We start from the raw sequence: 22,320 nt of genomic DNA, 5'->3' as shown, positions 1-22,320 counted from the left end.
AAAAATAATGCAGAATATAGTAGGAATCGATATTGGAGGGTCGCATATCACGCTGGCTCAGGTAGATCCGGAAAAACGTGAAATCATTTCATCAACCTATGTAAGAGAACATGTAGATGCTTTCGAAAACAAAGAAGTTATTTTCAGTGCATGGGTTTCCGCCATTGAAAAAGCGGCTCATGATCTGGTAAAAGAAGATCTTTTAATTGGTGTTGCAATGCCGGGACCTTTCGATTATGACAACGGAATATCACTGATGCAGCAGGGAAAATTTATTGATATCTATCAGGTCAATATTAAAGAAGAGCTGGCAAAAAGGCTGGACATTTCTCAGGAGCAGATTCATTTTGTAAATGATGCGGCTGCATTTATGGAAGGTGAAGTATATGGAGGCTGTGCCCAGGGATTCAACAGAATATTTGGGGTCACTCTTGGCACAGGATTGGGAACTACTTTCTTCAATGGAGAATTTGCTAGTGATGAAGACTTATGGGATTCGCCCTTCAGAGATTCCATCAGTGAAGACTATCTGGCGACTCGCTGGTTTGTAAATCGCTATAAAGAACTTACAGGGGAAGAAATTTCAGGAACTAAAGATCTTCTGGACAAACCTGCAGAAATACAGACCCGAATGTTTGATGAGTATGCAGACTCTTTTTCTGAGTTTATTGTCAGATATGTAGATTCTTACAAACCGGAAGTTTTAGTTATAGGAGGAAATATTGCCAAAGCTTATCCTCATTTTGAACAAAGATTTATTCAGAATTTAACAAAGAATAATATTAACTTGCAGGTTAAAATTTCTGCTATATTTGAAGATGCGGCCATTCTTGGAGCTGCCAGCTATGCATTAAAAAAGCGTATATAAATTAACAAACGAAAAGATACAATGAAGTTTATATTTTCTACTTGCTTACTGTTATTACAGGCCTGGGCTTTAGGTCAGAACGTATCTCCCGTAGATTATGTGAATCCTTTGATGGGAACACAATCCAAACCATCATTATCCAATGGAAATACCTATCCGGCAGTCGGACTTCCTTGGGGAATGAATATCTGGACACCGCAGACCGGTAAAATGGGCGATGGATGGGCATATACCTACGATGCAGATAAAATAAAAGGATTTAAACAAACCCACCAACCTTCTCCATGGATGAACGATTATGGCGCTTTTGCCGTCATGCCGGGAGTTGGAAAAGTGAAATTTAAAGAAGACGAAAGAGCAAGCTGGTTCAGCCATAAAGCTGAGGTGACCACGCCTTACTTTTATAGTGTTTATCTGGCGGATATCAATGTTACTACAGAGTTCACTCCTACAGAAAGAGCTTCTTATTTTAAATTTGATTTTCCAAAGACAGACAGCGCTTATGTCGTTGTTGATGCATTAAACAAAGGTTCTTATATCAAGATTTTACCAAAAGAAAGAAAAATCCTGGGATATACAACGAGATATTCTACCGGGAAATATGAGAATTTTAAAAACTACTTTGTCATTCAGTTTGATAAAGATTTTGAACTGACAAAAACCTGGAAAGACGATAAACTGGTAAATGATCAGTTAGAAATTACCAGTGATCACACCGGAGCTGTAGTAGGATTTAAGCTTAAAAATAAAGAAACGGTTTACGCAAAAGTAGCTTCTTCATTCATCAGCTTTGAACAGGCAGAACTGAATCTGAAAAGAGAAATCGGAAACAGAAATTTTGAACAGGTAAAAACCGATGCTAAAAATATCTGGAACAAAACTTTAGGAAAGATTGACGTAAAAGGAGGGACTGATCAACAGATGAGAACCTTTTATTCTTCTCTATACAGAACTTTATTCTTCCCACAAAAGTTATATGAAATAGATGCCCAGAACAAAATAAAACACTGGAGTCCTTACAATGGAAAAATTGTTGACGGAAGAATGTTTGCAGGAACAGGTTTCTGGGATACTTTCCGAGCTCTATATCCTTTCCTGAATCTTGTGTATCCAAGCATTAATGTGGAAATGCAGGAAGGACTGGCCAATGCTTACAAAGAAGGAGGTTTCTTACCAGAGTGGAGCAGTCCGGGATATTCTGATATTATGATTGGAAATAATTCTGCATCCGTAGTGGCAGATGCTTACATCAAAGGACTTCGCGGATATGATACAGAAGCGCTGTGGCAGGCTGTAAAGCACGGAGCAAACAATGAAGGTCCTATAGAAGCTGTGGGCCGCGCGGGAGTAAAGTATTATAATGAATTAGGCTATGTTCCTTACGATGTAAAGATCAATGAAAATGCAGCAAGAACATTAGAATACGCTTACGATGATTTTTCAATCTATCAGTTAGGAAAAGCATTAGGGAAACCAGCTTCAGAAATTGATATCTATAAGAAAAGAGCTTATAATTACAAAAATGTATTTGATAAGGAAACGGGCTTAATGCGTGGTAAAAATAAAGATGGTAACTTCCAGAAACCTTTCAATCCTTTCAAATGGGGAGATGCTTTCACGGAAGGAAACAGCTGGCATTATACATGGTCGGTTTTCCAGGATATTGACGGTCTGGCAGAATTGATGGGTGGGAAAAAGAAATTTGAAGCTAAATTAGATGAAGTATTCTCATTGCCACCAGTTTTTGATGACAGTTATTACGGAGGCGTGATCCACGAAATCAGAGAAATGCAGATCATGAACATGGGACAGTACGCCCACGGAAACCAGCCTATCCAGCACATGATTTATCTGTACAACTATGCAGGAGCTCCTTACAAAACTCAATATTGGGCGAGACAGGTGATGAATAAATTGTATCATGCAACGCCAGACGGATATTGTGGTGATGAAGATAACGGGCAGACTTCTGCGTGGTATATTTTCTCAGCTCTAGGTTTTTATCCGGTAACACCAGCAACGGATCAATACGTGTTGGGGGCACCATTATTTAAAGAAGCTACCATTCATTTGGAGAATGGTAAGAAAATTGAAATAAAAGCTCCGGAAAACAACGCAGAAAATCTATATGTAAAATCATTGAATGTAAACCAACAGTCTTATTCCAAAAACTGGCTGAGCCATAAAGAACTGATGAAGGGAGCTGTTTTAGACTTTAAAATGGACAGCAAGCCCAATAAAGAAAGAGGGGCACAGGAAAAAGATTTCCCTTATTCAATGTCAAAAGAAGAATCAAATAAATAAATTTTAAATTAAAAATATAGCTGTATGAGTACAGAAAAAAAAGAAATATTCGATAGAGTAGAGAGCATGCTGCAGACACAAGGTTTTAATATCGCAGCAAAAGATGATACAAGACCGTGGGGAGGTTTCTTTGTGATTGATGAAACACAGGCACAGGATTTTGCTAACCAATATTTCGATGGAATTGATGTAGACAACCTTAGAATAGGAGGAAAACTGAGCCCGAAAATCCTTATCGTAGCTCCTGAAGCAAGATTAAGCTGGCAGTACCACCACAGAAGAGCTGAAATCTGGCAGGTTGTAGAAGGAACGGTAGGAATCAAAAGAAGCAATACCGATGAAGAAGGAGAGTTGGGAGAATACGGCCCGAAAGATCAGGTGAAACTTCAGCAGGGCGAAAGACACAGATTAATTGGTCTTGCAGGCTGGGGAATTGTAGCTGAAATCTGGCAGCATACCGATGCATCCAATCCGTCAGATGAAGATGATATCGTAAGAGTACAGGACGACTTTGGAAGATAAATAAAAATTCCGCTTCATTGAAGCGGAATTTTTATTGGTAAGGAAGCTTGAGGCTGGAAGAGGGGAGTTACTGGTGGTTTTCAAAACTTTTATATTTTCCCCGCTGTGAGTGGCGAATTTTACTTGATTGTGGTAAAAATCAAACCTTATAGGTTTCTGAAACCTATAAGGTTTTTATGTATTCAGCTATTATCCTCAATAAGATAAAACTTTACTTGGTTGTAGGTACACTCAGCATCATTCTTCCAGCCTCCAGCCTTTAAAACGTCACGTCCAGTCCTACATAGAAGTTCGCCTTCATAATCGGAGCATATACCATTCCTCCGTCAAAATAGCTTCCGAAAGGATTTTTAAAATCCACAATCGCATTTTTCTGATAATAAGAAGTAAGGTTTTCTCCTCCTACATAAGCTCTGATTTTTTTATTGAAATTTCTTGAGATTTGAGCATTAAGAACTGCATACGATTCCGAATACGTTGGCAGTTGAAACTCTGCTGGATTCGTTGAAGTATCAGGAAGTCTTTGTTTTCCAACCCAGTTTAAAGTCGTATCAAAACTCCAGAATCCGCCATTATCATTTTTATTGGTCGAATAGGCCAGATTCACAAAACCTCTGTGCTTCGCCATAAAAGGAACTTCTCTTCTTCCGCCGATATAATCAGCCTGCACATCATAATATTTATAAGCCAGTCTTACTTCAAGATTTTTGACAGGCATGAAATCCCATTGAGTCTGGAATGAATTCGCAAAAGACTTTCCATCCAGATTATAGAAGGTCAGCTGTTGAGGAGATTGATCCAGATCTACCAATACCTGATCCTGGAAATCTGTTCTGAAGAAGTCTGCAACAATGCTTGATTTTCTTCCGAACAACTTGAACTCCTGTTGTAAACTCGCTCCATAATTCCATGCGATTTCAGGTCTTAATCCATAAATATTTCCTCCATTAGGTAGAATATTAATCGCTCTGTTTGATGCAAAATACTGCTGGCTTTCCGCAAATACATTTGCTGTTCTGAATCCTCTTCCCGCAGAAAGTCTTAAAATAGTCTGAGGCGTGAAATCATATTTAAAGTTCAATCTTGGTGTAAACTGAGTTCCTGCAAGATTGTGAAAATCTATTCTTGAACCCGCTACTAAAGTATATTTTAAACCTGTTAAAGTATATTCAGCAAAAATTCCGGGTACAATTTCATTTCTTCTCATATCATCCAGCAAATACGTTTCTTTATAACCGTCATATAAGAAACTTGCTCCAGCCTTATACTTGTGGTTGGTATTTCCGATGATGCTTTCAAAAATTAAATTGGAATAATAAGTATGCTGTTGTCCCGCATAATTTCTCAATCCGAAAAAGCTGTCCTGTTGGTGATACACATACTGGTTCATCCATCCGATACTCTGGTAAGGTTTTCCTTTAAAAACATACCCAGTTTTATTCCAGACCTGAAATCTTGAAATATCGATTCCTACCCCATAAAAAGGTTGCTTGTCCTGACCCAGTTTTTTATCAAAACCAATCTGTCCTGCCGTTCTTTCATCTCTGATAAAATTAATTCCAAAGTGAGACCCGAATCCCGACTTTTCAAGATCATTATAATTCAGTAAATATGTTGCATTGATCTGTGTCCCTTTTGGTCTGTCCAGAAAACCGTCATGGTTCATATCCGTATTTCCAAACGTTCCGTTTCCATGCAGAAGGAAGGTTTGTGACCATTTATCGTTGATCGGAGAAACATTGGTGATATTGATTTCTGCTCTGCCGTTGAAGTCAGAAAAAAGGTTCAGCGACGTTTCAGGCGTCTTGGCATTCTTTAAAAGCTCAGTATTGATCTGCCCTGTGATACTCTCATAACCGTTCGTTACGGTACTTCCTCCTTTGGTAAGCTGGATGCTTTCAATCCATCTTCCCGGGATAAAATTTAATCCATAGGCAGAAGCCAATCCTCTGATTTCAGGGAGCTGTTCCTTCGTTAAGCTGGTATATTTCTGATCCAATCCAAGCATTTTCAGCTGTTTTGTCCCTGTAACCGCATTACTGAAAGAAACATCTACCGTTGCATTGGTTTCGAAACTTTCAGATAGATTACAACAAGCTGCCTTTAACAGCTCTTTTTTATCAATATTAAAGACAAGTCCTGCTTCTTTTTTGCTTAAAGCTGTTGCTGCTTTAGAACCTGTTACAACAACACCATCAATACTTTTTTCGTGCTGAGAATGATCTTCTTTAGTTGCAGAGGTTTCATTATCTTTATGATCTTCATGCTTTGTTGCTTCTTCATAATGAACTTTTGGATTGGGCTCACCAAAAGTAAAGTCTCTGTCATATAAGCAACATCCCGGAAGACCATTGTAAACAGCATCTGAAGCTTTATATTTTTCATTATCATGACCGGCATCAGCAATTGCTTTTAAAATCTTATCCGATGAGGTTTTTGAAGGATCAAAATTTAAAGTAACCGTTTGTTTCTCTGCATTCCATTCCGCAGTATTGGCTCCGGCATCTTTGGATGCTTTTTCAATTCTGGCTTTGCAAGAAGCACAGTTTCCCCTTACATAGAATTCATTCTCTTTTTTAGCGGAAATAGTAGCCTCTGCATGGTGCTCATGGTTGGTTTCTGACTGTGAAGGCTGGAGATCTCTGTCGTAATGACAACATCCCGGAAGTCCTTCATAGGTTGTATCAGGCGCTTTGAATTTCTCATTATCATGACCTGCTTCAGCTACCTTCTTCAGAATATCATCAGCTGATGCTTTGTCTGTTTCAAAGGTTAACGTTTGAAGATCAATGGAGTAAACTGCCGTTTTTGCACCCGCTTTTTTTGCAGCACTTTCAATTCTTGTTTTGCACATTTCACAGTTCCCCTTTACCTTGAACTGATTTTTTGAAAGTGTCTGAGCAGATATATATTGTGTAAATAGGAATAATGCACCAAGTATCAACCTGGAAATATATAATTTCATTTTGTTTAAAAGTTTAAATTAATTAAAAAACAGTTCACTATAGAACATAATGAACCCTGGATATTTTAATTAACCTATCTTGGGCGGCTGCCAGATTTCTTTTAAACGGTCAGAAAGATAAGGATCTGAATATTGGAACTGAGGATTCTTATTCGCTTTGTAATAAGACAGTTCCAAACGTAGATTTTTTGAGAAAGGGGTTTCAATAAAAGTATAACAGGCAACACATGATGAGCAGCAGTCATCTTTACATGATTTTGTTTTATCATGGTTGCTGTCCTTTTTTGAAGAATGATTTTTACAGCAGTCCATTTTTTTGGAAGACTCTGCTTTACAGCATGTTTCCTGCATTCCCTGCGCATAGAAATCGTCCTTAGGAATCAGAAAGACTCCCAGGCAAAACACTATGGCAAGTATGTGAAACAGCTTCATTTCTGCAAAAATACAAAATTTATGGCAAAGGATCACCAACTTTTAGAGAGCAGCTGTGCCAAGGTTCCCCGTGTGCCGGATTCAGTTTGGGTTTTTCGCCCATCGCCAGATTCTGTGCAGCAGGTGCAGGAGCCGGACTTTGGGAAGGCTGAACTACATTTTGTGCTGATTGTGGTGCAGGAGCGGGTTTACTGTTTAAAGGCTGGCCTACCGCAATATCACAACGATGTCCGGGCTGTCCGTGCGGAGGGTTCATTCCCGGAGCGGTTTTTACCTGTTTCCCGTTATTATCAAGGGCAATTTTCCCTGGCGATACGGCATTCGGATCAATCTGGATGGTATTGCCTCCGCTCACGTTTACATTTTGTGTAGCGGGAGTAGCTGCAGCAGGTTGACCATTTAAAGGTTGTCCTACCGGAATATCGCATCGGTGTCCCGGTTGCCCGTGTGGAGGATTCATTCCCGGAGCGGTAGCCATAGGAGCAGGAGCTGCGTTGGACTGGATGCCTGCCTGTTCCATCAGAGCGGTTTTTGAGGTGGTATTTAGAGCTACGTTGGGCTGGCCAGCGTTGGCTTCTTCTTTTAAGTAAGTAGCTCTTTCATCCTTTTTGCAGGATGTAGCTAAGAGTGATATGGTGATCAAACCTATAAATGTATTCTTCATATCCATGGGTATGAAACAAAATTAGCAAAACATTTCAATTGTTTTGCTAATTTTATACTTATAATTTGATTTTTAGATTAATTTTTTACCAAAAGTCTAAATCCTTCTCCATGAACGTTGATAATTTCCAATCCTTCGTCGTCTTTTAATAACTTACGAAGCTTAGCAATATAAACGTCCATACTTCTTGCGGTAAAATAATTTTCCTTTTTCCAGATCTTTCTTAAAGCAAGATCTCTCGGCATGAAATCATTTCTGTGGATGCAAAGAAGTTTTAATAATTCATTTTCTTTAGGAGAAAGTTTATATTCTTTATCACCAACTTTCAGCTGTCTCAGCATAGAGTCGAAGAAAATATTGCTGATTTTAAACTGCTCCTGTTCTTCATTTTCCAAAGTAGAACTTCTCTGAAGAATTGCTTTTATTTTGTATAAAAGTAGCTCAGTATCAAATGGCTTTGTAATATAATCATCTGCACCCAACTGATATCCTTTCAAAATATCTTCTCTCATATTTCTTGCAGTAAGGAAAATGATAGGTGTATTTTTATCAATCTTTTTTACGTCTTCCGCTAATGAAAATCCGTCTTTTTTAGGCATCATTACGTCAAATATGCAGATATCGAATTCATTTTCTGTAAATTCTTTTAGTCCCTGCTCCCCGTCAGTGGCAAGAGTCACTTCAAAATTATTGATGGTTAAATAATCTTTAAGCACCGCCCCGAAACTCTGATCGTCCTCTACTAATAATATTCTGTTGCTCATAATTTTAATAATTAAAAATTAACAATTAAGAATGAACTTCCTCACTCTATCTTCTATATTTTGATATTTGGTTTAACTTTATAATTGATGAATGATCATTGATAATTGATGTGAAGCAGAAGTTTTTTCATTCATCGATTATCATCTATCATTTATTTTCTAGCTCATTGGCAGCTTTATCGTGAACGTACTTCCTTTTCCTTTATGAGAGTCCACAATAATCTGTCCTTTGTGCAGTTCTACAATTTTCTTCACGTAAGAAAGACCTAATCCCTGTCCTTTTACGTTGTGAATATTTCCGGTTTCTTCCCTGAAGAATTTTTCGAAAATTTTGGTTTTATTCTGGGTATCCATTCCCATTCCTTTATCGGAAATTTCAATCACATACCATTGTCCCTCATTTCTTGTTTCCACATGTATTTCCGGTGCTTCCGGAGAATATTTATTGGCATTGTCCAGTAAGTTCACCAACATATTGGAGATGTGGAATTCATCTATTTTAAAATTATACTGAGTGGCAGTAAACTTCTGCGTAAGCGTTCCGTTTCTTTGCTGTACAATCAGATTGAAAGATTCTGTTGTCTTTTTGATGAGCTCCCTTACGTTGGTCTCTTTCAAAAATAATTCTACTTCATTTCTTTCAAGCTTGGACATGTTTAGTACATTTTCAACCTGCTTTTTCATCCTTAAGTTCTCCTGCTTGATCAGTTCGGAATAGTATTTTACCTTATCCGGATTGGTGGCAATTTTATCATTAGCCAAAGAGTCTGTGGCTACAGAAATGGTTGCCAGTGGTGTTTTAAACTCGTGGGACATGTTGTTGATGAAGTCTGTTTTCACTTCAGCAAGCTTTTTCTGCCTCATCATATAATTGATGGAAATAATGTAAATTCCAAGAATGGTAAGGAGGGAAAGAAATGTTCCTAACAACATCGGCCAGTTGTTCATCGCCAGAGAATATTCTTTTTTAGGAAATACCAGGGCAAGGCTGTATAACGTATTCTTCTTATCGGCAAAAAGAGGAAAGCTGTAAGTATTGCTGTCTTTCTTTTCTTTGTAAGCTTTATTGGCAATACTGGTAAGTTTATTATTACGATCCAGAACCCCATAGCCGAACTTGGCCGTAATGCCTCGTATTTTAAGTTCTTTGGCAATAACAGAGTCCAATGTTTTCGGATCCACTCTTTTAGTAATAGGAAGGTTATTTCCATATACTTTCACAAACTCTTTCATGGAGTAATCTCCTGTTTCAATCTCCTGATTGATATCTTGCGTTAAAAGTTCGCGATTGGTGGTGTCTCTTTTTATTTTGTAAGCCGCTTCATCCGTATACAAAGTCGTCAGCTTAATAGAATCTCCTTTTTGGGAAATCGGAAGCTGCGTTTTTTCAATAATATTTTTGGAGTAAATAATCTGTCTTTGAGTACCAGAGTCTTCCACTTGTTGGATTGTAGTTAAAGACGGTTGTTTGCTGTTTGCCAGAATATTTTTTCTGAAATCTTTATAATCCTGGTTCAGATATTTGTCAGCTTCTATCTCTTCAATACTTTTTGAAGTACTTTCCAAAACCGCATACACTTTATTTGAAAAATCCTGTTCCAGTACGCCGTAATAGCCTTTCAACCAATAAAATTGGAGCGTTACGAAGACAATCAGTGAGATTGTCATAAACACTGAAATTATTGGGATGAATTTGTTATTCATTATTTAATTATATAGGTTTTGGAAAAATGAATGTTAAAATTAATTGTTTTAAGAGTACCTAAACAAAAAACGAGCCAAAAAATTGTTTTTTTTTTCTTAAAAGAGTGTTTTTTAACAATTATTTATGAATTTTATTTTAGTTGTCATATGAAAACTCCCTTTCAATAAATAAAGTGCTAACTTTATTAAAAATAAATATTTATGGAATCTAATATCATTTTCAACAAAGATTTTGATGCGTCCAGCGCTTATGTCATGAAGATTTATAAGGCTGATGTTTCAACAGTGTGGAAGCATTTTACAGAAGCCGAATTATTGGATCAATGGTGGGGACCTAAACCGTGGAAATGTGAAACGGTAACTCAGGATTTCAAGGAAGGAGGCATCTGGATGTATACCATGGTAGGACCAAACGGAGAAAAAGGACCTATGTATTCTCAAACTCAATACGGAGAAATTACAGAACACAGAAGCCTGGACTGGATGAGTGCCTTTTCCGATGAAAAAGGGAATGTCAATGAAGATTTTCCAAGGTCAAAATGGCTGATCGGCTTTACCGGAGTGGAAGAAGGAACTAAAGTAACCATCAATATCCATTACCATTCTCCTGAAATTATGAAAAAGCTTATGGATATGGGATTTGAAGAAGGATTTAAAATGGGACTGAATCAACTGGAAGAATTGATTGGATAAATGTGAATATAAAAATTATAAAAAAGAGGATTTTCCATTGGAAAACCCTCTTTTTATTTATCAACAGGAATTAACTTCCTGCTTTATTCTTCAAAACTCCAGGCTTTATAAAAGCTCTTCTTCCTGAAAGTATTGGATAATTGCCTTTTTCATAAGCAAAGTCTGCTCATTAGGTTTGAGTTCCGGAAGCTCTTCCACAGTTTCAAAGTGGGGCCATCCGTCTTCATAATGGGTAAATTTATAATATCCAAAAGGTTCAAGCAATCTGCAGACTGCAATATGAATCAGATTTACTTTGTCTTCTTTCGTATATTTTTGCTGGCCGCTTCCCAATTCCTGTAACCCTATCAGAAATAAAAGGGTTTCAATGGGTGGGTTCTTCTCCGTCTGGAAATTGTCTTCAAAGAATTGTTCTATTTTTTTCCAGTATTCAGCTTCGTTCATAATATATTTAAATGATAAATGATAGTTGATCAATGATAAAGTTAGTTCTTTAGCATTTTTCTATAGGAAGAAGTTACTTTCAGTATTTCTTCAGTCTTTATTTTTATATCTGCTATAATTTCTTTTTGAACATATTCCAGTTCCTCTAACATTTCAAGCCAAAACAAAGTTTCATCAGTTTCTTCAATCACGATAGATATTTTAGAAAACCGCTCAGCTTTTGATCTTGCTCTGCACATAGCTCTATAATTAGCAGCCATAGAAGTAGAAGACCGAAATATTTGTTTTCTGATCACAGAAAAGGCTTCATTATGTGGAAGTTTAGAAAATTCTTTAATAATCATGATGGCTAGCTGCTTTGTTTTAAAAGCAAAAATTGTGTTATAATCTGGACTATCCATCATTTATCATTTATGAATTATCATTTATTTTCAACAGGAATGCATATTCTAATGCGTCCTCTTTCAGAGATTCAAATCTTCCGCTTGCTCCTCCATGACCTGAGCTCATGTCCGTTTTGAAGACTAAAATATTATCATCTGTTTTTAATTCTCTCAGTTTTGCTGTCCATTTTGCAGGCTCCCAATACTGTACCTGAGAATCATGGAATCCTGTAGTGATCAGCATGTGAGGGTAATCCTTAGCTTCTACATTATCATAAGGAGAATAGTCTTTCATATAATGATAATATTCCTCGTCATTTGGATTTCCCCATTCATCATATTCTCCGGTTGTCAAAGGGATTGTATCATCAAGCATCGTCGAAACAACATCTACAAATGGTACCTGTGCCACAATTCCGTTGAATAACTGAGGTTCATAATTCACCACAGCACCTACCAATAGACCTCCGGCACTTCCTCCCATCGCATACATGTGTTTTGATGAAGTATAATTTTCCTTAATTAAGTATTTTCCGGCGTCAATAAAATCAAAGAATGTATTTTTCTTAAACAGCATTTTGCCGTCTTCATACCATTCTCTTCCCAAATATTCTCCACCACGGATATGGGCAATAGCATAAATAAAACCTCTGTCCAGTAAAGATAATCTTACATTCGAGAAGCTGGCATCAACAGTGTGTCCGTAACTTCCATATCCATACAGAAGAAGCGGAGTGTCAGCAGACTTTTTGGTATCTTTATGATACACTAAAGAAATAGGAACTTTTGTCTTTCCATCTCTGGAGTCTGCCCAGATTCTTTCTGAAATATAATTTTCAGGAACAAACTTTCCACCCAAAACTTCCTGTTGTTTCAACAGCTTTGTAGTCTTGTCCTTCATGTTATACTCATAAGTGGAGCTTGGCTGTGTAAGAGAGGTGTAACCGTAACGTAAAATTTCTGTATCAAATTCCAGATTGATCCCGATATAAGCTGTATAAGTAGGATCCGAGAAAGGTAAGTAATAAGACTCCTGCGTTTTCTCATCAATGATTTTGATCTGAAGTAATCCTCTTTCTCTTTCTTCAAGAACCAGATAATCTTTAAAGATTTCAAAACCTTCCAATAAAACTTCTGCACGGTGTGGAATAACATCAATCCAGTTTTCCATACCGCAGTTATCAATCTTTGTCTTTACAATCTTGAAATTGATCGCATCATCGGCATTGGTAATGATATAAAACTCATCCTCATAATGTTCTACCGAGTATTCGAGGTCATCTATTCTTGGCTGGATCACTGTCCATTCTGCAAATACATTATCAGAAGGGATAAAACGATGTTCATCAGAAATAGTGCTTGAGCTTGCAATGAAAATATATTGTAACGATTTTGTCTTAAATACATTAACATCAAAAGTATCATCTTCTTCGTGGAAGATCAGTACATCTTCTGCAGAATCTGTTCCCAGCTTATGTCTGTATACCTGAAATGCACGAAGGCTTTTGTCTTTTCTGATGTAAAAAATATGCTGGTTATCATTCGCCCAAACAGCTTTTCCTGTCGTATTAGGAATAGTATCTGGCAAAATCTCACCGGTCTTTAAGTTTTTAAAATTAAGCGTGTAAATTCTTCTTCCTACATCATCAGAAGAAAAAGAGGCCAGTTCGTTATTGGGACTTACTGCTACACTTCCTACTTCAAAAAACTCCTTGCCTTCTGCCAGAATATTAACGTCAAGTACAATTTCCTCATCATTCTCAAGGCTTTTGTACTTTCTGCAGAAGATAGGATATTCTTTGCCCTCTTCATAACGCACAATATACCAGTACTCATTAAAGAAATAAGGCAGAGACTCATCGTCCTTTTTATAACGGGCTTTCATCTCTTCGAAAAGCTCTTCCTGAAGGGCTTCCGTATCTTTCATGATGAATTCTTCGTAGGCATTTTCTTCCTCAATATATTGGATCACTTCAGGGTTTTCCCTTTCATTCAGCCAAAAGTAATTATCGGTTCTTATATCGCCGTGGATTTCTAGTATTTTTTCTATTTTTTTTGCCTGTGGAGCTTTCATCCGGGGTATTTTATTTTTTTACTGAATAGAATGTTCTTATGCTTTTTCTTCTGAAAGTAAGTAATTTAAGCAGAAATCCTTTCAATATTAATTTTTGTTCAAATTTAGGTAAAAAAAAACCATCTTTCCTTTATTGAAAAGATGGTTGGTAGTATTTTTATAATTAAAGCCTATTTATGAAGGGCTTTAATATACTTTTCAAGGGCCATTGTCATAGAAGGAGTTTCCTTCGTAGGTGCCATTAAATCTACTTTTAAACCCGCTTCTTCTGCAGCTGCCAGAGTCGTGTTTCCAAAAACTCCGATCTTTGTTTCATCCTGCTTGAAGTCAGGGAAATTTTGTTGTAGCGATTTGATTCCCTGCGGACTGAAGAAAATCAGCATGTCATAATCTTTGACATTGATATCTGTAAGGTCGCTGCATACGGTGCGGTACATAATTGCTCTTGTCCAGTCTACATTAGATGCATCCATGGTTTTTACAATATCCGGACTCAAAACATCTGAAGATGGCAACAGATATTTTTCAGTTGGGAATTTTTTGAAAAGAGGAAGCAGGTCTGAGAAGTTTTTCTCCCCAAAGCTGATTTTTCTTTTTCTGTACACAATATGCTTTTGAAGGTAGTTGGCAATTGCTTCCGACTGGCAGATATATCTCATGGTATCCGGAACAGCAAAACGCAATTCCTCCGCGAGTCTGAAGTAATGGTCAATCGCATTTTTACTGGTAAAAATAATACCGGTATACTGCGTCAGATCTATTTTCTGTGTTCTGAGCTCTTTATTGTCAACCCCTTCGACGTGGATAAATGGACGGAAATCAATCTTTATTTTTTCCTTCTTCGCTATATCCAGATATGGAGAAGACTCACTAGGCGCTGGTTGAGAAACCAATATAGACTTTATTCTCATCATTGACTTTTATTAAAAAAATAACAACTTCCAAAGCAATAATAATGGTGCGATTTGGAGGGTGCAAATATACAAAAATTTATAATACCATTTCTCGGGAAGAATCTTGTTCTTGTGAAATAAATAGAAAAAGACTTTGAAAATGAATACAAAAGCGAAGAAGCAGAAATAATATAAAAACATTTTATTTCTGTCTATCGGGAAGTAATAGTGGGCTACACAAAGAATTATTAGCAAAAATGAAAGAATGAAATAAAATTTTGTGGAGGTAAAATAAAAAATAGTCCATTTTTTTCCATCCCCTATACTTTGGTAAAATAGAAATCCTAATGTTGATTTTGTTAAATAAAAAAGCAGCACTGCCAGAAAAGTATACCCGAATTTATTAAGCTGATACCCCAGAAGCTGAAGATCTGCAATATATTTCGGTACTATTGGAACATACTGTGAAATTAATACAGACAGAGTAAGTGTCGTTACACAGGACGTGATGATCCAGCTGGGAAGGTTGTTGCTTGCATCAAAATATTTCTGAAGCAGAAAATCCTTAAGGCTGGCATCCCTTTCTATGACGTTCATCATAAAAACATATAAAAATATACAGCCCACAAGGATAAAGATTACCCAATCATTGTTCTCAGGTATTCTTACGTGATTGATGAAGTGTTGTGATGATGGCAAAATTTAAGTTTTTTTTATTTATTATTTAACTTCAGATAACACAGCCCGGCACAGATTTTCCTGTCACAAGATCCGTGATTCTGCAGTTAAAATATTTGCTCTCATCGATTTTACGTATTGTTCAGATCTGTTGAATAAAAGTTTCTGTTTCATCCGCTTAATCCCCGAGAAATATTTTTGCAAAATTATAGATTATTTTGTATAAAATAAAAAGGTTAAATAAACTATCTTTGCAAACTGAAATGAAAAAACTCGTCATCATCCCGACATATAACGAAAAGGAAAATATTGAAAATATTATTTCCGCGGTTTTTGCATTGGAGGATGACTTTCATATCTTGGTAGTAGATGATTCTTCTCCTGACGGAACTGCAGAAATTGTAAAAGAATTGCAGAAGAAACATCCGCATTATCTGCACTTGTCAATAAGACACGTGAAAGACGGATTGGGAAAGGCATATATTCATGGGTTTAAATGGGCCATCGAAAATAAATACGATTATATTTTTGAAATGGATGCTGATTTTTCACACAATCCTAACGATCTGCCGAAACTTTTTGAAGCATGCAGAAATGCAGATATGGCCATCGGTTCCCGTTACTCAAAAGGAGTGAATGTAGTGAACTGGCCAATGGGAAGAGTTCTGCTTTCTTATTTTGCATCCAAATATGTAAGGTTTGTATTAGGACTTCCAATTCATGATACGACAGCAGGATTTGTATGCTTTTCAAGAAAAGTACTGGAAGAAATAGGATTGGATAACGTGAAACTGAAAGGATACGGATTTCAGATTGAAATGAAATTCAGAGCATTTAAAAAAGGTTTCAGAATTGTAGAAGTTCCTATTATATTTACCAACAGAATTCTGGGAGAAAGCAAAATGAATGGTGGAATTATCCATGAAGCTGTTTTTGGAGTGCTGAACTTAAAATGGAAATCAATCATCAACAGATTATGAAACTGATGAAAAAGCTACTCTTTATTTTCGTTTTGCTGGGCCTGTTTTCGTGCGATGGTTATATTGATAAGCCTAAAAATCTGATCGATAAAGGGATGATGGCAGAAATCATTGCCGATCTTGCGATCAACGATCAGGCTATTTTTGTATATCCTGACAAAAATATGGAAGCAGGGACAAGGGCTGTTTTGAAATCACATAAGGTAAAACCGGATGATTTTGTAGACAGTTTCAAATATTATGTGATTAAAGAAGAAATGGATGGGATTGCCAATGATGCGCAGGAAATACTGCTGAAAAAAGATCCCAAAGCAGATAAATATGTAAAGGATAAGCTGAAACAGAATGGTGCTGTAATGCCTATAGTAAGGTAAAATAGACACAAAAGTTTCTGCGATACAAAAAATCACTGGTAAAACAGTGTATAAACAAGTATAGAGATGAAATTTTTTAATATAGAAAAAACCTCTGAAGGAAAAGCAAGAGCAGGGGAAATTACCACAGATCACGGGAAGATTCAAACTCCTATTTTTATGCCTGTGGGAACTGTAGCAAGTGTGAAAACAGTTCATCAGAGAGAATTAAAAGAAGACATTAAAGCTCAGATTATTCTGGGAAATACTTATCACTTATACCTTCGTCCTGGCATGGAAACAATGCAGGATGCAGGTGGTTTACACAAATTCATGAACTGGGACCTTCCAATTCTTACCGATTCAGGAGGTTTTCAGGTGTTTTCATTGGCAAGCAACAGAAAGATGACCGAAGAAGGTGCGAGATTCAAATCTCACATCGACGGAAGCTATCACATGTTCTCTCCGGAAAGATCAATGGAAATCCAAAGACAGATCGGAGCCGATATTTTCATGGCTTTTGACGAATGTACTCCTTATCCTTGTGACTACAACCAGGCGAAATCATCGATGGAGCTTACCCACCGTTGGCTGAAAAGATGTATTGAATGGACGAATGATAATCCTGAATTATACGGACATAAACAAAGGCTTTTCCCTATTGTTCAGGGATCTACCTATTCCGATCTTAGAAAAATTTCTGCAGAAGTGATTTCTGAAGCAGGAGCAGAAGGAAATGCGATCGGAGGACTTTCGGTAGGAGAGCCTGAAGAAGAAATGTACAGAATCACTGATGAAGTGACAGACATCCTTCCAAAAGAAAAACCAAGATACCTGATGGGAGTAGGAACTCCGTGGAATATCCTGGAATCTATCGGGTTGGGAATTGACATGATGGATTGCGTAATGCCAACAAGAAATGCAAGAAATGCAATGCTTTTCACATGGCAAGGGGTGATGAACCTTAAAAATGAAAAATGGAAACGCGATTTTTCGCCTCTGGATGAATTCGGGACCAGTTTTGTAGATCGTGAATATTCAAAAGCGTATCTTCGACACCTGTTTGTATCTAAAGAATATCTGGCAAAACAGATTGCTTCGATTCATAACCTGGCATTCTACCTTGATTTAGTAAAGGTAGCCAGAGAACATATTATGGCAGGAGATTTCTACGAATGGAAAAACTCTGTAGTACCGGTTCTCAGACAAAGACTGTAAGAAAAATATGCTTAAAATTGTAGACAGATATATCATTAAAAAATACCTTGGAACTTTTAGTTTCATGTTGGTGCTATTGTCTATAGTCGTATTGGTAATCGATGTTCAGCAGAAGATTCCAAGGATAGAAAATGCCAAGGCCATTGACCCGAAACTGGATCTGACCTATTTTCTTATCCATTTTTATCCTTTCTGGATTATCAATCTTGTGGTGACCTTCCTTTCCATTCTGGTATTTATTTCGGTGATTTATTTTACCTCCAGAATGGCAAATAATACAGAAATTGTTGCTATTATCAGTAGTGGAGCCAGTTTTCACAGGTTTTCCAAGCCCTATCTGGTAACCTCTATTTTTATCGGATTGATTGCTCTTGTGGTATATCATATGGTGCTGCCGTGGGCCAATATCAAGAAAAATGAACTGGAAGCCTATACGTATAACGCGGCCAATAAAGAAAAGATTTTAGGAACAGCTCCTGCTTCTTCACAGCTGAGTAAAACGGAATATATTTTCGTTGACTCATGGAATAAAAGAGAAAAAAGAGGTTCTAGTTTTGTCTATCAGAAGTATGACAAAGACAGAAAAATGATCTATGAGCTAAAGGCAAGTGAAGTATACTGGGATAAAACCAAAAAACAGTTTGTCTTAAATAACTATCTGGAAAAAACAATCAATAAAGATAATACTGAAAAACTCGGTAACGGAATAGAATTAAGAAAAAACTACGGCCATTCGCCGGAAGAACTTTTCCCTAACGAACTTTTGGGACAAAATAAAACCACTCCCGAACTTTTAAAATTTATCGAAAGAGAAAAAGAAAGAGGAAACAGCAACCTGAATTCTTACCTGAATGAGCTTCACCAAAGAACTTCCATGCCTGTTTCAATCATTATTCTGACATTCCTGGCACTCTCCCTGTCATCACAAAAGAAAAGGGGAGGATTGGGAGTTAACCTCGCCATAGGGATCTCATTGGCCTTTATTTTCGTGTTTTCATTCGAAGCATTAAAAGTGGTTTCGGAAAATAAAAGTTTGTCTCCGGCTGTAGCCATGTGGCTGCCTAATATGGTGTTTTTACCGCTTACTCTTTATTTGTATATCAAGAGAGCCAATCAGTAAAGGAGTTTTACTTCTTTGTGGTAAAAAGAACGCATTCCGTCTTCCAGTTCGATCCAGAGTTCACCCTTTTCGTCTGCATGTCGGATGATGCCATTTTGTCGCGCTTTTTCAATTTCAAATACTGAGATCTGATCCTTTCTGAAAAGGTTTTTATTAAATCCATCCAGAATTTCCTGATCTGAAGGTATGTTTTTAAGCCTTTCAGACAAATATTCATGAAGGTTGAATGCAAGATCTTCCAGGTCAAACTGTATTCCTGTCTGTGTCAGAAGTGAACCTGCATTGGATATTTCATCAAAATCTTCCTGAAGAATATTGATCCCGGCTCCGATGATGAAATAATTATTTTGATTAATTTTTTTCTTTTCTATTAAAATTCCAACGATTTTTTTACCTTTAAGGATAATATCATTCGGCCATTTGATTTTCACCTCAGAGTCAGACAATTTGGCAAGGAAATCCCGGATCACCATTGCGGTATAATAATTGAACATAAAGTCGGAGCACAGGATGTTCTGAATATTCACTGCCAGCGTATAAGCCAGATTTTTTCCGGCAGTCTGAGTCCAGATATTTCCATACTGACCACGGCCTTTAGTTTGATTAAAAGTATGAAGTCCTATAAAATTTGAATCTCCGTAAAGTAAAAACTTTGATATTTCGTCATTAGTAGAAGAACATTCTTTCAGGTAGAAGAGTTGGCTCATTTAAGAAAACTTTAAGAGATTAAGAGGGTAAAAGTAAGGTTAAAGTAAAGAAAAAACAATAAATTTGCAGATTATAGTATTTTTTTAATGAATAAAACAGCAGAAAAACAAGCGTTAATAGATAAAATCGTTGAAGCTATCCAGGATGTAAAAGGAGAAGACATTATGATCTTTGATCTTTCCAACATCGAAAACTCAGTAGCAGAAACGTTCGTGATATGTAGCGGAAACTCAAATACACAGGTAGCTGCATTGGCAGGAAGTGTAGAGAAGAAAGTAAGAAACGAACTACAGGACAGACCTTGGCACGTAGAAGGTACTGAAAATGCAATGTGGGTTTTGGTGGATTATGTTTCAGTGGTGGTTCATATATTCCAGAAACAGGTACGTGAGTACTACGACATAGAAGAACTTTGGGGTGACGCAGTCATTACCAGAATTGAAAATGAATAATAAAAATTTTAAAAAGTCTAAATGAATAATAAAGGATTCAACTGGTTCTTTCCTATTGCAATCGTAGCTCTTTTGCTATTCTTTGGCTCCAATTTCCTTGGAGGTGATGCAGCAAAATCTATTGATGAAGATGGTTTCTTTAGAGAAATGCAGGCGGGTAAAGTCCAGAATATAATTATATACAAAGACATAGAGAAAGCTGATGTTTTCCTAACAAAAGAAGCAAAATCGGCAATGGTTTCCAAAGCCGGAAAAGAAAACAACCCTCTTTCTGCCTTCGAAATGGCTCCTAAAGCAGATTTTTCTGTGAAATACGGAGATCTTCAACTTTTCCTTCAGAAATTTGAACAGGTCAAAGCCAGCAATCCGGTTATTAAAACAACTAAAGATTACGGTACAGGTAAGAGTGCATTAATGGACATCTTAGTTCCTGCATTGGTTTGGATTTCTATTCTGGGATTATTCTACTTCCTTCTTTTCAGAAAGATGGGCGGTGGCGGAGGCCCTGGCGGACAGATCTTTTCAATCGGAAAATCTAAGGCAAAGCTTTTTGACGAAAAAGAAAGAATTCAGGTAACATTTAAAGATGTTGCAGGATTGGAAGGAGCAAAAGAAGAAGTTCAGGAAGTTGTGGATTTCTTGAAAAACTCTGAAAAATATACAAAACTGGGAGGTAAAATTCCTAAAGGAGTTCTTTTAGTAGGGCCTCCGGGAACTGGTAAAACCTTATTGGCGAAAGCTGTTGCAGGGGAAGCTAAAGTTCCGTTTTTCTCACTTTCAGGTTCTGATTTCGTTGAAATGTTTGTTGGGGTAGGAGCTTCCAGAGTAAGAGACCTTTTTGCTCAGGCTAAAGCGAAATCTCCGGCCATTATCTTCATTGATGAGATTGATGCTATCGGACGTGCGAGAGGGAAAAATAATTTCTCCGGCGGAAACGACGAAAGAGAAAATACATTAAACCAGCTTCTTACTGAAATGGATGGTTTCGGAACAGATACCAACGTTATCGTAATGGCAGCAACCAACAGAGCGGATATCCTTGATAAAGCTTTGATGAGAGCAGGACGTTTTGACAGATCTATTTATGTAGACCTTCCGGAGCTTCACGAAAGAAGACAGATCTTTGATGTTCACTTGAAAAAGATCAAACTTGATGATAATGTAGACAGAGAGTTTCTTGCCAAACAGACTCCCGGATTCAGTGGAGCAGATATTGCCAACGTTTGTAACGAAGCAGCACTTATCGCAGCAAGAAATAACCATACTTCAGTAACAAAACAGGATTTCCTTGATGCTGTGGACAGAATCATCGGTGGTCTTGAAAAGAAAAATAAGGCAATCAAACCTTCTGAAAAAAGAAGAGTGGCTTACCACGAAGCAGGGCACGCTACGATCTCCTGGTTGGTAGAACACGCATCTCCACTTTTAAAAGTGACGATCGTTCCTAGAGGACGTTCACTGGGAGCAGCATGGTACCTTCCTGAAGAAAGACAGCTTACCACTACGGAACAGATGTTGGACGAAATGTGTGCAACATTAGGAGGTAGAGCAGCAGAACAGGTAATCTTTAACAATATCTCTACAGGAGCACTTTCTGACCTGGAAACAGTAACGAAGAGAGCTCAGGCTATGGTAACGATCTACGGATTAAGCCCGAATATCGGTAATATTTCTTACTATGACAGTTCAGGCCAGTCTGAGTACAATTTCGGAAAACCATATTCTGAAGAAACGGCAACCAAGATTGATGCAGAGATCAAATCCATCATCGAAAACCAGTATGAGAGAGCAGTAAGAATTCTTGCTGATAATAAAGACAAGCTGGATGCTTTAGCCAGCAAACTGCTGGAAAAAGAAGTGATCTTCCGTGAAGACTTAGAAGAAATATTCGGAAAGAGAGCATGGGATCCTGAATTGACAGAGAAGCCTGTAACCAATACTATTCCTGAAAAAGATCAGCCGGTAGTAGTGGAAACACCTCAGATCAAAGAAAAAGAAGAAGAAAGCGAAATACAGGCTCCGGAAAGCCCAACACAGCTTTAGAATTCTTAAAAAATAAAATTCATAAAAACCTGACAACTGTAAAATTGTCAGGTTTTTT

The 22,320-nt window shown here is 37.3% G+C and carries 21 protein-coding genes; 10 read left to right on the top strand and 11 right to left on the bottom strand.

Annotation, left to right across the window (positions count from 1 at the left end; all coding sequences use genetic code 11):
• The first annotated feature begins 7 nt into the window (after positions 1-7).
• Genes RAH34_RS13410 through RAH34_RS13400 form a run of 3 tightly spaced genes read left to right on the top strand, consistent with a single transcriptional unit; the run spans position 8 to position 3,694 of the window.
• On the top strand, positions 8-868 hold the full coding sequence (locus tag RAH34_RS13410; RefSeq protein WP_306596462.1) for an ROK family protein: 861 nt from the start codon (positions 8-10) through the stop codon (positions 866-868).
• A gap of 21 nt (positions 869-889) precedes the next feature.
• Positions 890-3,172 (top strand): GH92 family glycosyl hydrolase, encoded by a 2,283-nt coding sequence (locus RAH34_RS13405; protein WP_306596461.1) that lies wholly within the window; start codon positions 890-892, stop codon positions 3,170-3,172.
• A gap of 24 nt (positions 3,173-3,196) precedes the next feature.
• Positions 3,197-3,694 carry a phosphoheptose isomerase gene (locus RAH34_RS13400; protein WP_047380263.1) on the top strand — a complete coding sequence of 166 codons (498 nt, stop codon included), beginning with the start codon at positions 3,197-3,199 and terminating at the stop codon, positions 3,692-3,694.
• A 259-nt stretch (positions 3,695-3,953) separates the two neighbouring features.
• Here RAH34_RS13400 and RAH34_RS13395 read toward each other — a convergent pair whose 3' ends face one another.
• The 5 genes from RAH34_RS13395 to RAH34_RS13375 all read right to left on the bottom strand — a co-directional run bounded on the left by RAH34_RS13395 (position 3,954) and on the right by RAH34_RS13375 (position 10,223).
• A complete protein-coding gene (locus tag RAH34_RS13395; protein WP_306596460.1) occupies positions 3,954-6,659 on the bottom strand; it encodes a TonB-dependent receptor domain-containing protein in 2,706 nt (901 codons plus the stop codon).
• Between the two features lie 69 nt (positions 6,660-6,728).
• Positions 6,729-7,091 carry a hypothetical protein gene (locus tag RAH34_RS13390; RefSeq protein ID WP_185144376.1) on the bottom strand — a complete coding sequence of 121 codons (363 nt, stop codon included), beginning with the start codon at positions 7,089-7,091 and terminating at the stop codon, positions 6,729-6,731.
• A 19-nt stretch (positions 7,092-7,110) separates the two neighbouring features.
• Positions 7,111-7,755 (bottom strand): hypothetical protein, encoded by a 645-nt coding sequence (locus RAH34_RS13385; protein ID WP_306596459.1) that lies wholly within the window; start codon positions 7,753-7,755, stop codon positions 7,111-7,113.
• Between the two features lie 77 nt (positions 7,756-7,832).
• Positions 7,833-8,519, bottom strand: a complete 687-nt coding sequence (locus RAH34_RS13380; RefSeq protein WP_002982671.1) for a response regulator transcription factor — start codon at positions 8,517-8,519, stop codon at positions 7,833-7,835.
• Between the two features lie 159 nt (positions 8,520-8,678).
• Entirely contained in the window at positions 8,679-10,223 is a 1,545-nt protein-coding gene (locus tag RAH34_RS13375) for a sensor histidine kinase KdpD (RefSeq protein WP_306596458.1), read from the bottom strand.
• A gap of 201 nt (positions 10,224-10,424) precedes the next feature.
• On the opposite strand from RAH34_RS13375, the gene RAH34_RS13370 reads away from it, so the two are divergent.
• A complete protein-coding gene (locus RAH34_RS13370) occupies positions 10,425-10,916 on the top strand; it encodes an SRPBCC domain-containing protein (protein ID WP_306596457.1) in 492 nt (163 codons plus the stop codon).
• Between the two features lie 105 nt (positions 10,917-11,021).
• On the opposite strand, the gene RAH34_RS13365 is transcribed toward RAH34_RS13370, so the two are convergent.
• From RAH34_RS13365 to RAH34_RS13345, 5 genes are all read right to left on the bottom strand, one after another.
• Positions 11,022-11,360, bottom strand: coding sequence for a hypothetical protein (locus tag RAH34_RS13365; RefSeq protein WP_120232485.1), 339 nt, complete (start codon positions 11,358-11,360; stop codon positions 11,022-11,024).
• 41 nt (positions 11,361-11,401) lie between these two features.
• Positions 11,402-11,761: a four helix bundle protein gene (locus RAH34_RS13360; protein ID WP_156106353.1), complete on the bottom strand. Its 360-nt coding sequence runs from the start codon at positions 11,759-11,761 to the stop codon at positions 11,402-11,404.
• A gap of 10 nt (positions 11,762-11,771) precedes the next feature.
• Positions 11,772-13,817: a S9 family peptidase gene (locus tag RAH34_RS13355; RefSeq protein ID WP_306596456.1), complete on the bottom strand. Its 2,046-nt coding sequence runs from the start codon at positions 13,815-13,817 to the stop codon at positions 11,772-11,774.
• A gap of 170 nt (positions 13,818-13,987) precedes the next feature.
• Entirely contained in the window at positions 13,988-14,728 is a 741-nt protein-coding gene (locus RAH34_RS13350) for a uroporphyrinogen-III synthase (RefSeq protein ID WP_034691594.1), read from the bottom strand.
• Between the two features lie 12 nt (positions 14,729-14,740).
• Complete coding sequence (locus RAH34_RS13345) at positions 14,741-15,409, bottom strand: DUF4271 domain-containing protein (RefSeq protein WP_114819797.1); 669 nt, start codon at positions 15,407-15,409, stop codon at positions 14,741-14,743.
• 242 nt (positions 15,410-15,651) lie between these two features.
• On the opposite strand from RAH34_RS13345, the gene RAH34_RS13340 reads away from it, so the two are divergent.
• The 4 genes from RAH34_RS13340 (at position 15,652) to RAH34_RS13325 (ending at position 19,059) form a co-directional block, all read left to right on the top strand.
• Complete coding sequence (locus RAH34_RS13340; RefSeq protein WP_306596455.1) at positions 15,652-16,368, top strand: polyprenol monophosphomannose synthase; 717 nt, start codon at positions 15,652-15,654, stop codon at positions 16,366-16,368.
• A complete protein-coding gene (locus RAH34_RS13335; RefSeq protein WP_114819798.1) occupies positions 16,341-16,742 on the top strand; it encodes a DUF4296 domain-containing protein in 402 nt (133 codons plus the stop codon). Before RAH34_RS13340 ends, RAH34_RS13335 begins: the two co-directional genes overlap by 28 nt.
• 66 nt (positions 16,743-16,808) lie before the next feature.
• Entirely contained in the window at positions 16,809-17,939 is a 1,131-nt protein-coding gene (gene tgt, locus RAH34_RS13330) for a tRNA guanosine(34) transglycosylase Tgt (RefSeq protein ID WP_306596454.1), read from the top strand.
• Positions 17,940-17,946: 7 nt separating this feature from the next.
• A complete protein-coding gene (locus RAH34_RS13325; RefSeq protein ID WP_114819799.1) occupies positions 17,947-19,059 on the top strand; it encodes an LptF/LptG family permease in 1,113 nt (370 codons plus the stop codon).
• Here RAH34_RS13325 and RAH34_RS13320 read toward each other — a convergent pair.
• A complete protein-coding gene (locus RAH34_RS13320; protein WP_306596453.1) occupies positions 19,053-19,766 on the bottom strand; it encodes a biotin--[acetyl-CoA-carboxylase] ligase in 714 nt (237 codons plus the stop codon). The genes RAH34_RS13325 and RAH34_RS13320 overlap by 7 nt on opposite strands.
• A gap of 87 nt (positions 19,767-19,853) precedes the next feature.
• Here RAH34_RS13320 and rsfS point away from each other — a divergent pair, with 87 nt between their 5' ends.
• Together rsfS and ftsH are read left to right on the top strand one after the other, a co-directional pair.
• Positions 19,854-20,219, top strand: a complete 366-nt coding sequence (gene rsfS, locus RAH34_RS13315; protein WP_047097448.1) for a ribosome silencing factor — start codon at positions 19,854-19,856, stop codon at positions 20,217-20,219.
• A gap of 21 nt (positions 20,220-20,240) precedes the next feature.
• Positions 20,241-22,262 (top strand): ATP-dependent zinc metalloprotease FtsH, encoded by a 2,022-nt coding sequence (gene ftsH, locus RAH34_RS13310; RefSeq protein ID WP_114819801.1) that lies wholly within the window; start codon positions 20,241-20,243, stop codon positions 22,260-22,262.
• Positions 22,263-22,320: the final 58 nt, after the last annotated feature.

Source organism: Chryseobacterium sp. WLY505, from assembly GCF_030846215.1.
Lineage (GTDB): Bacteria > Bacteroidota > Bacteroidia > Flavobacteriales > Weeksellaceae > Chryseobacterium.
This window is presented reverse-complemented; position numbering and strand designations above follow the sequence as displayed.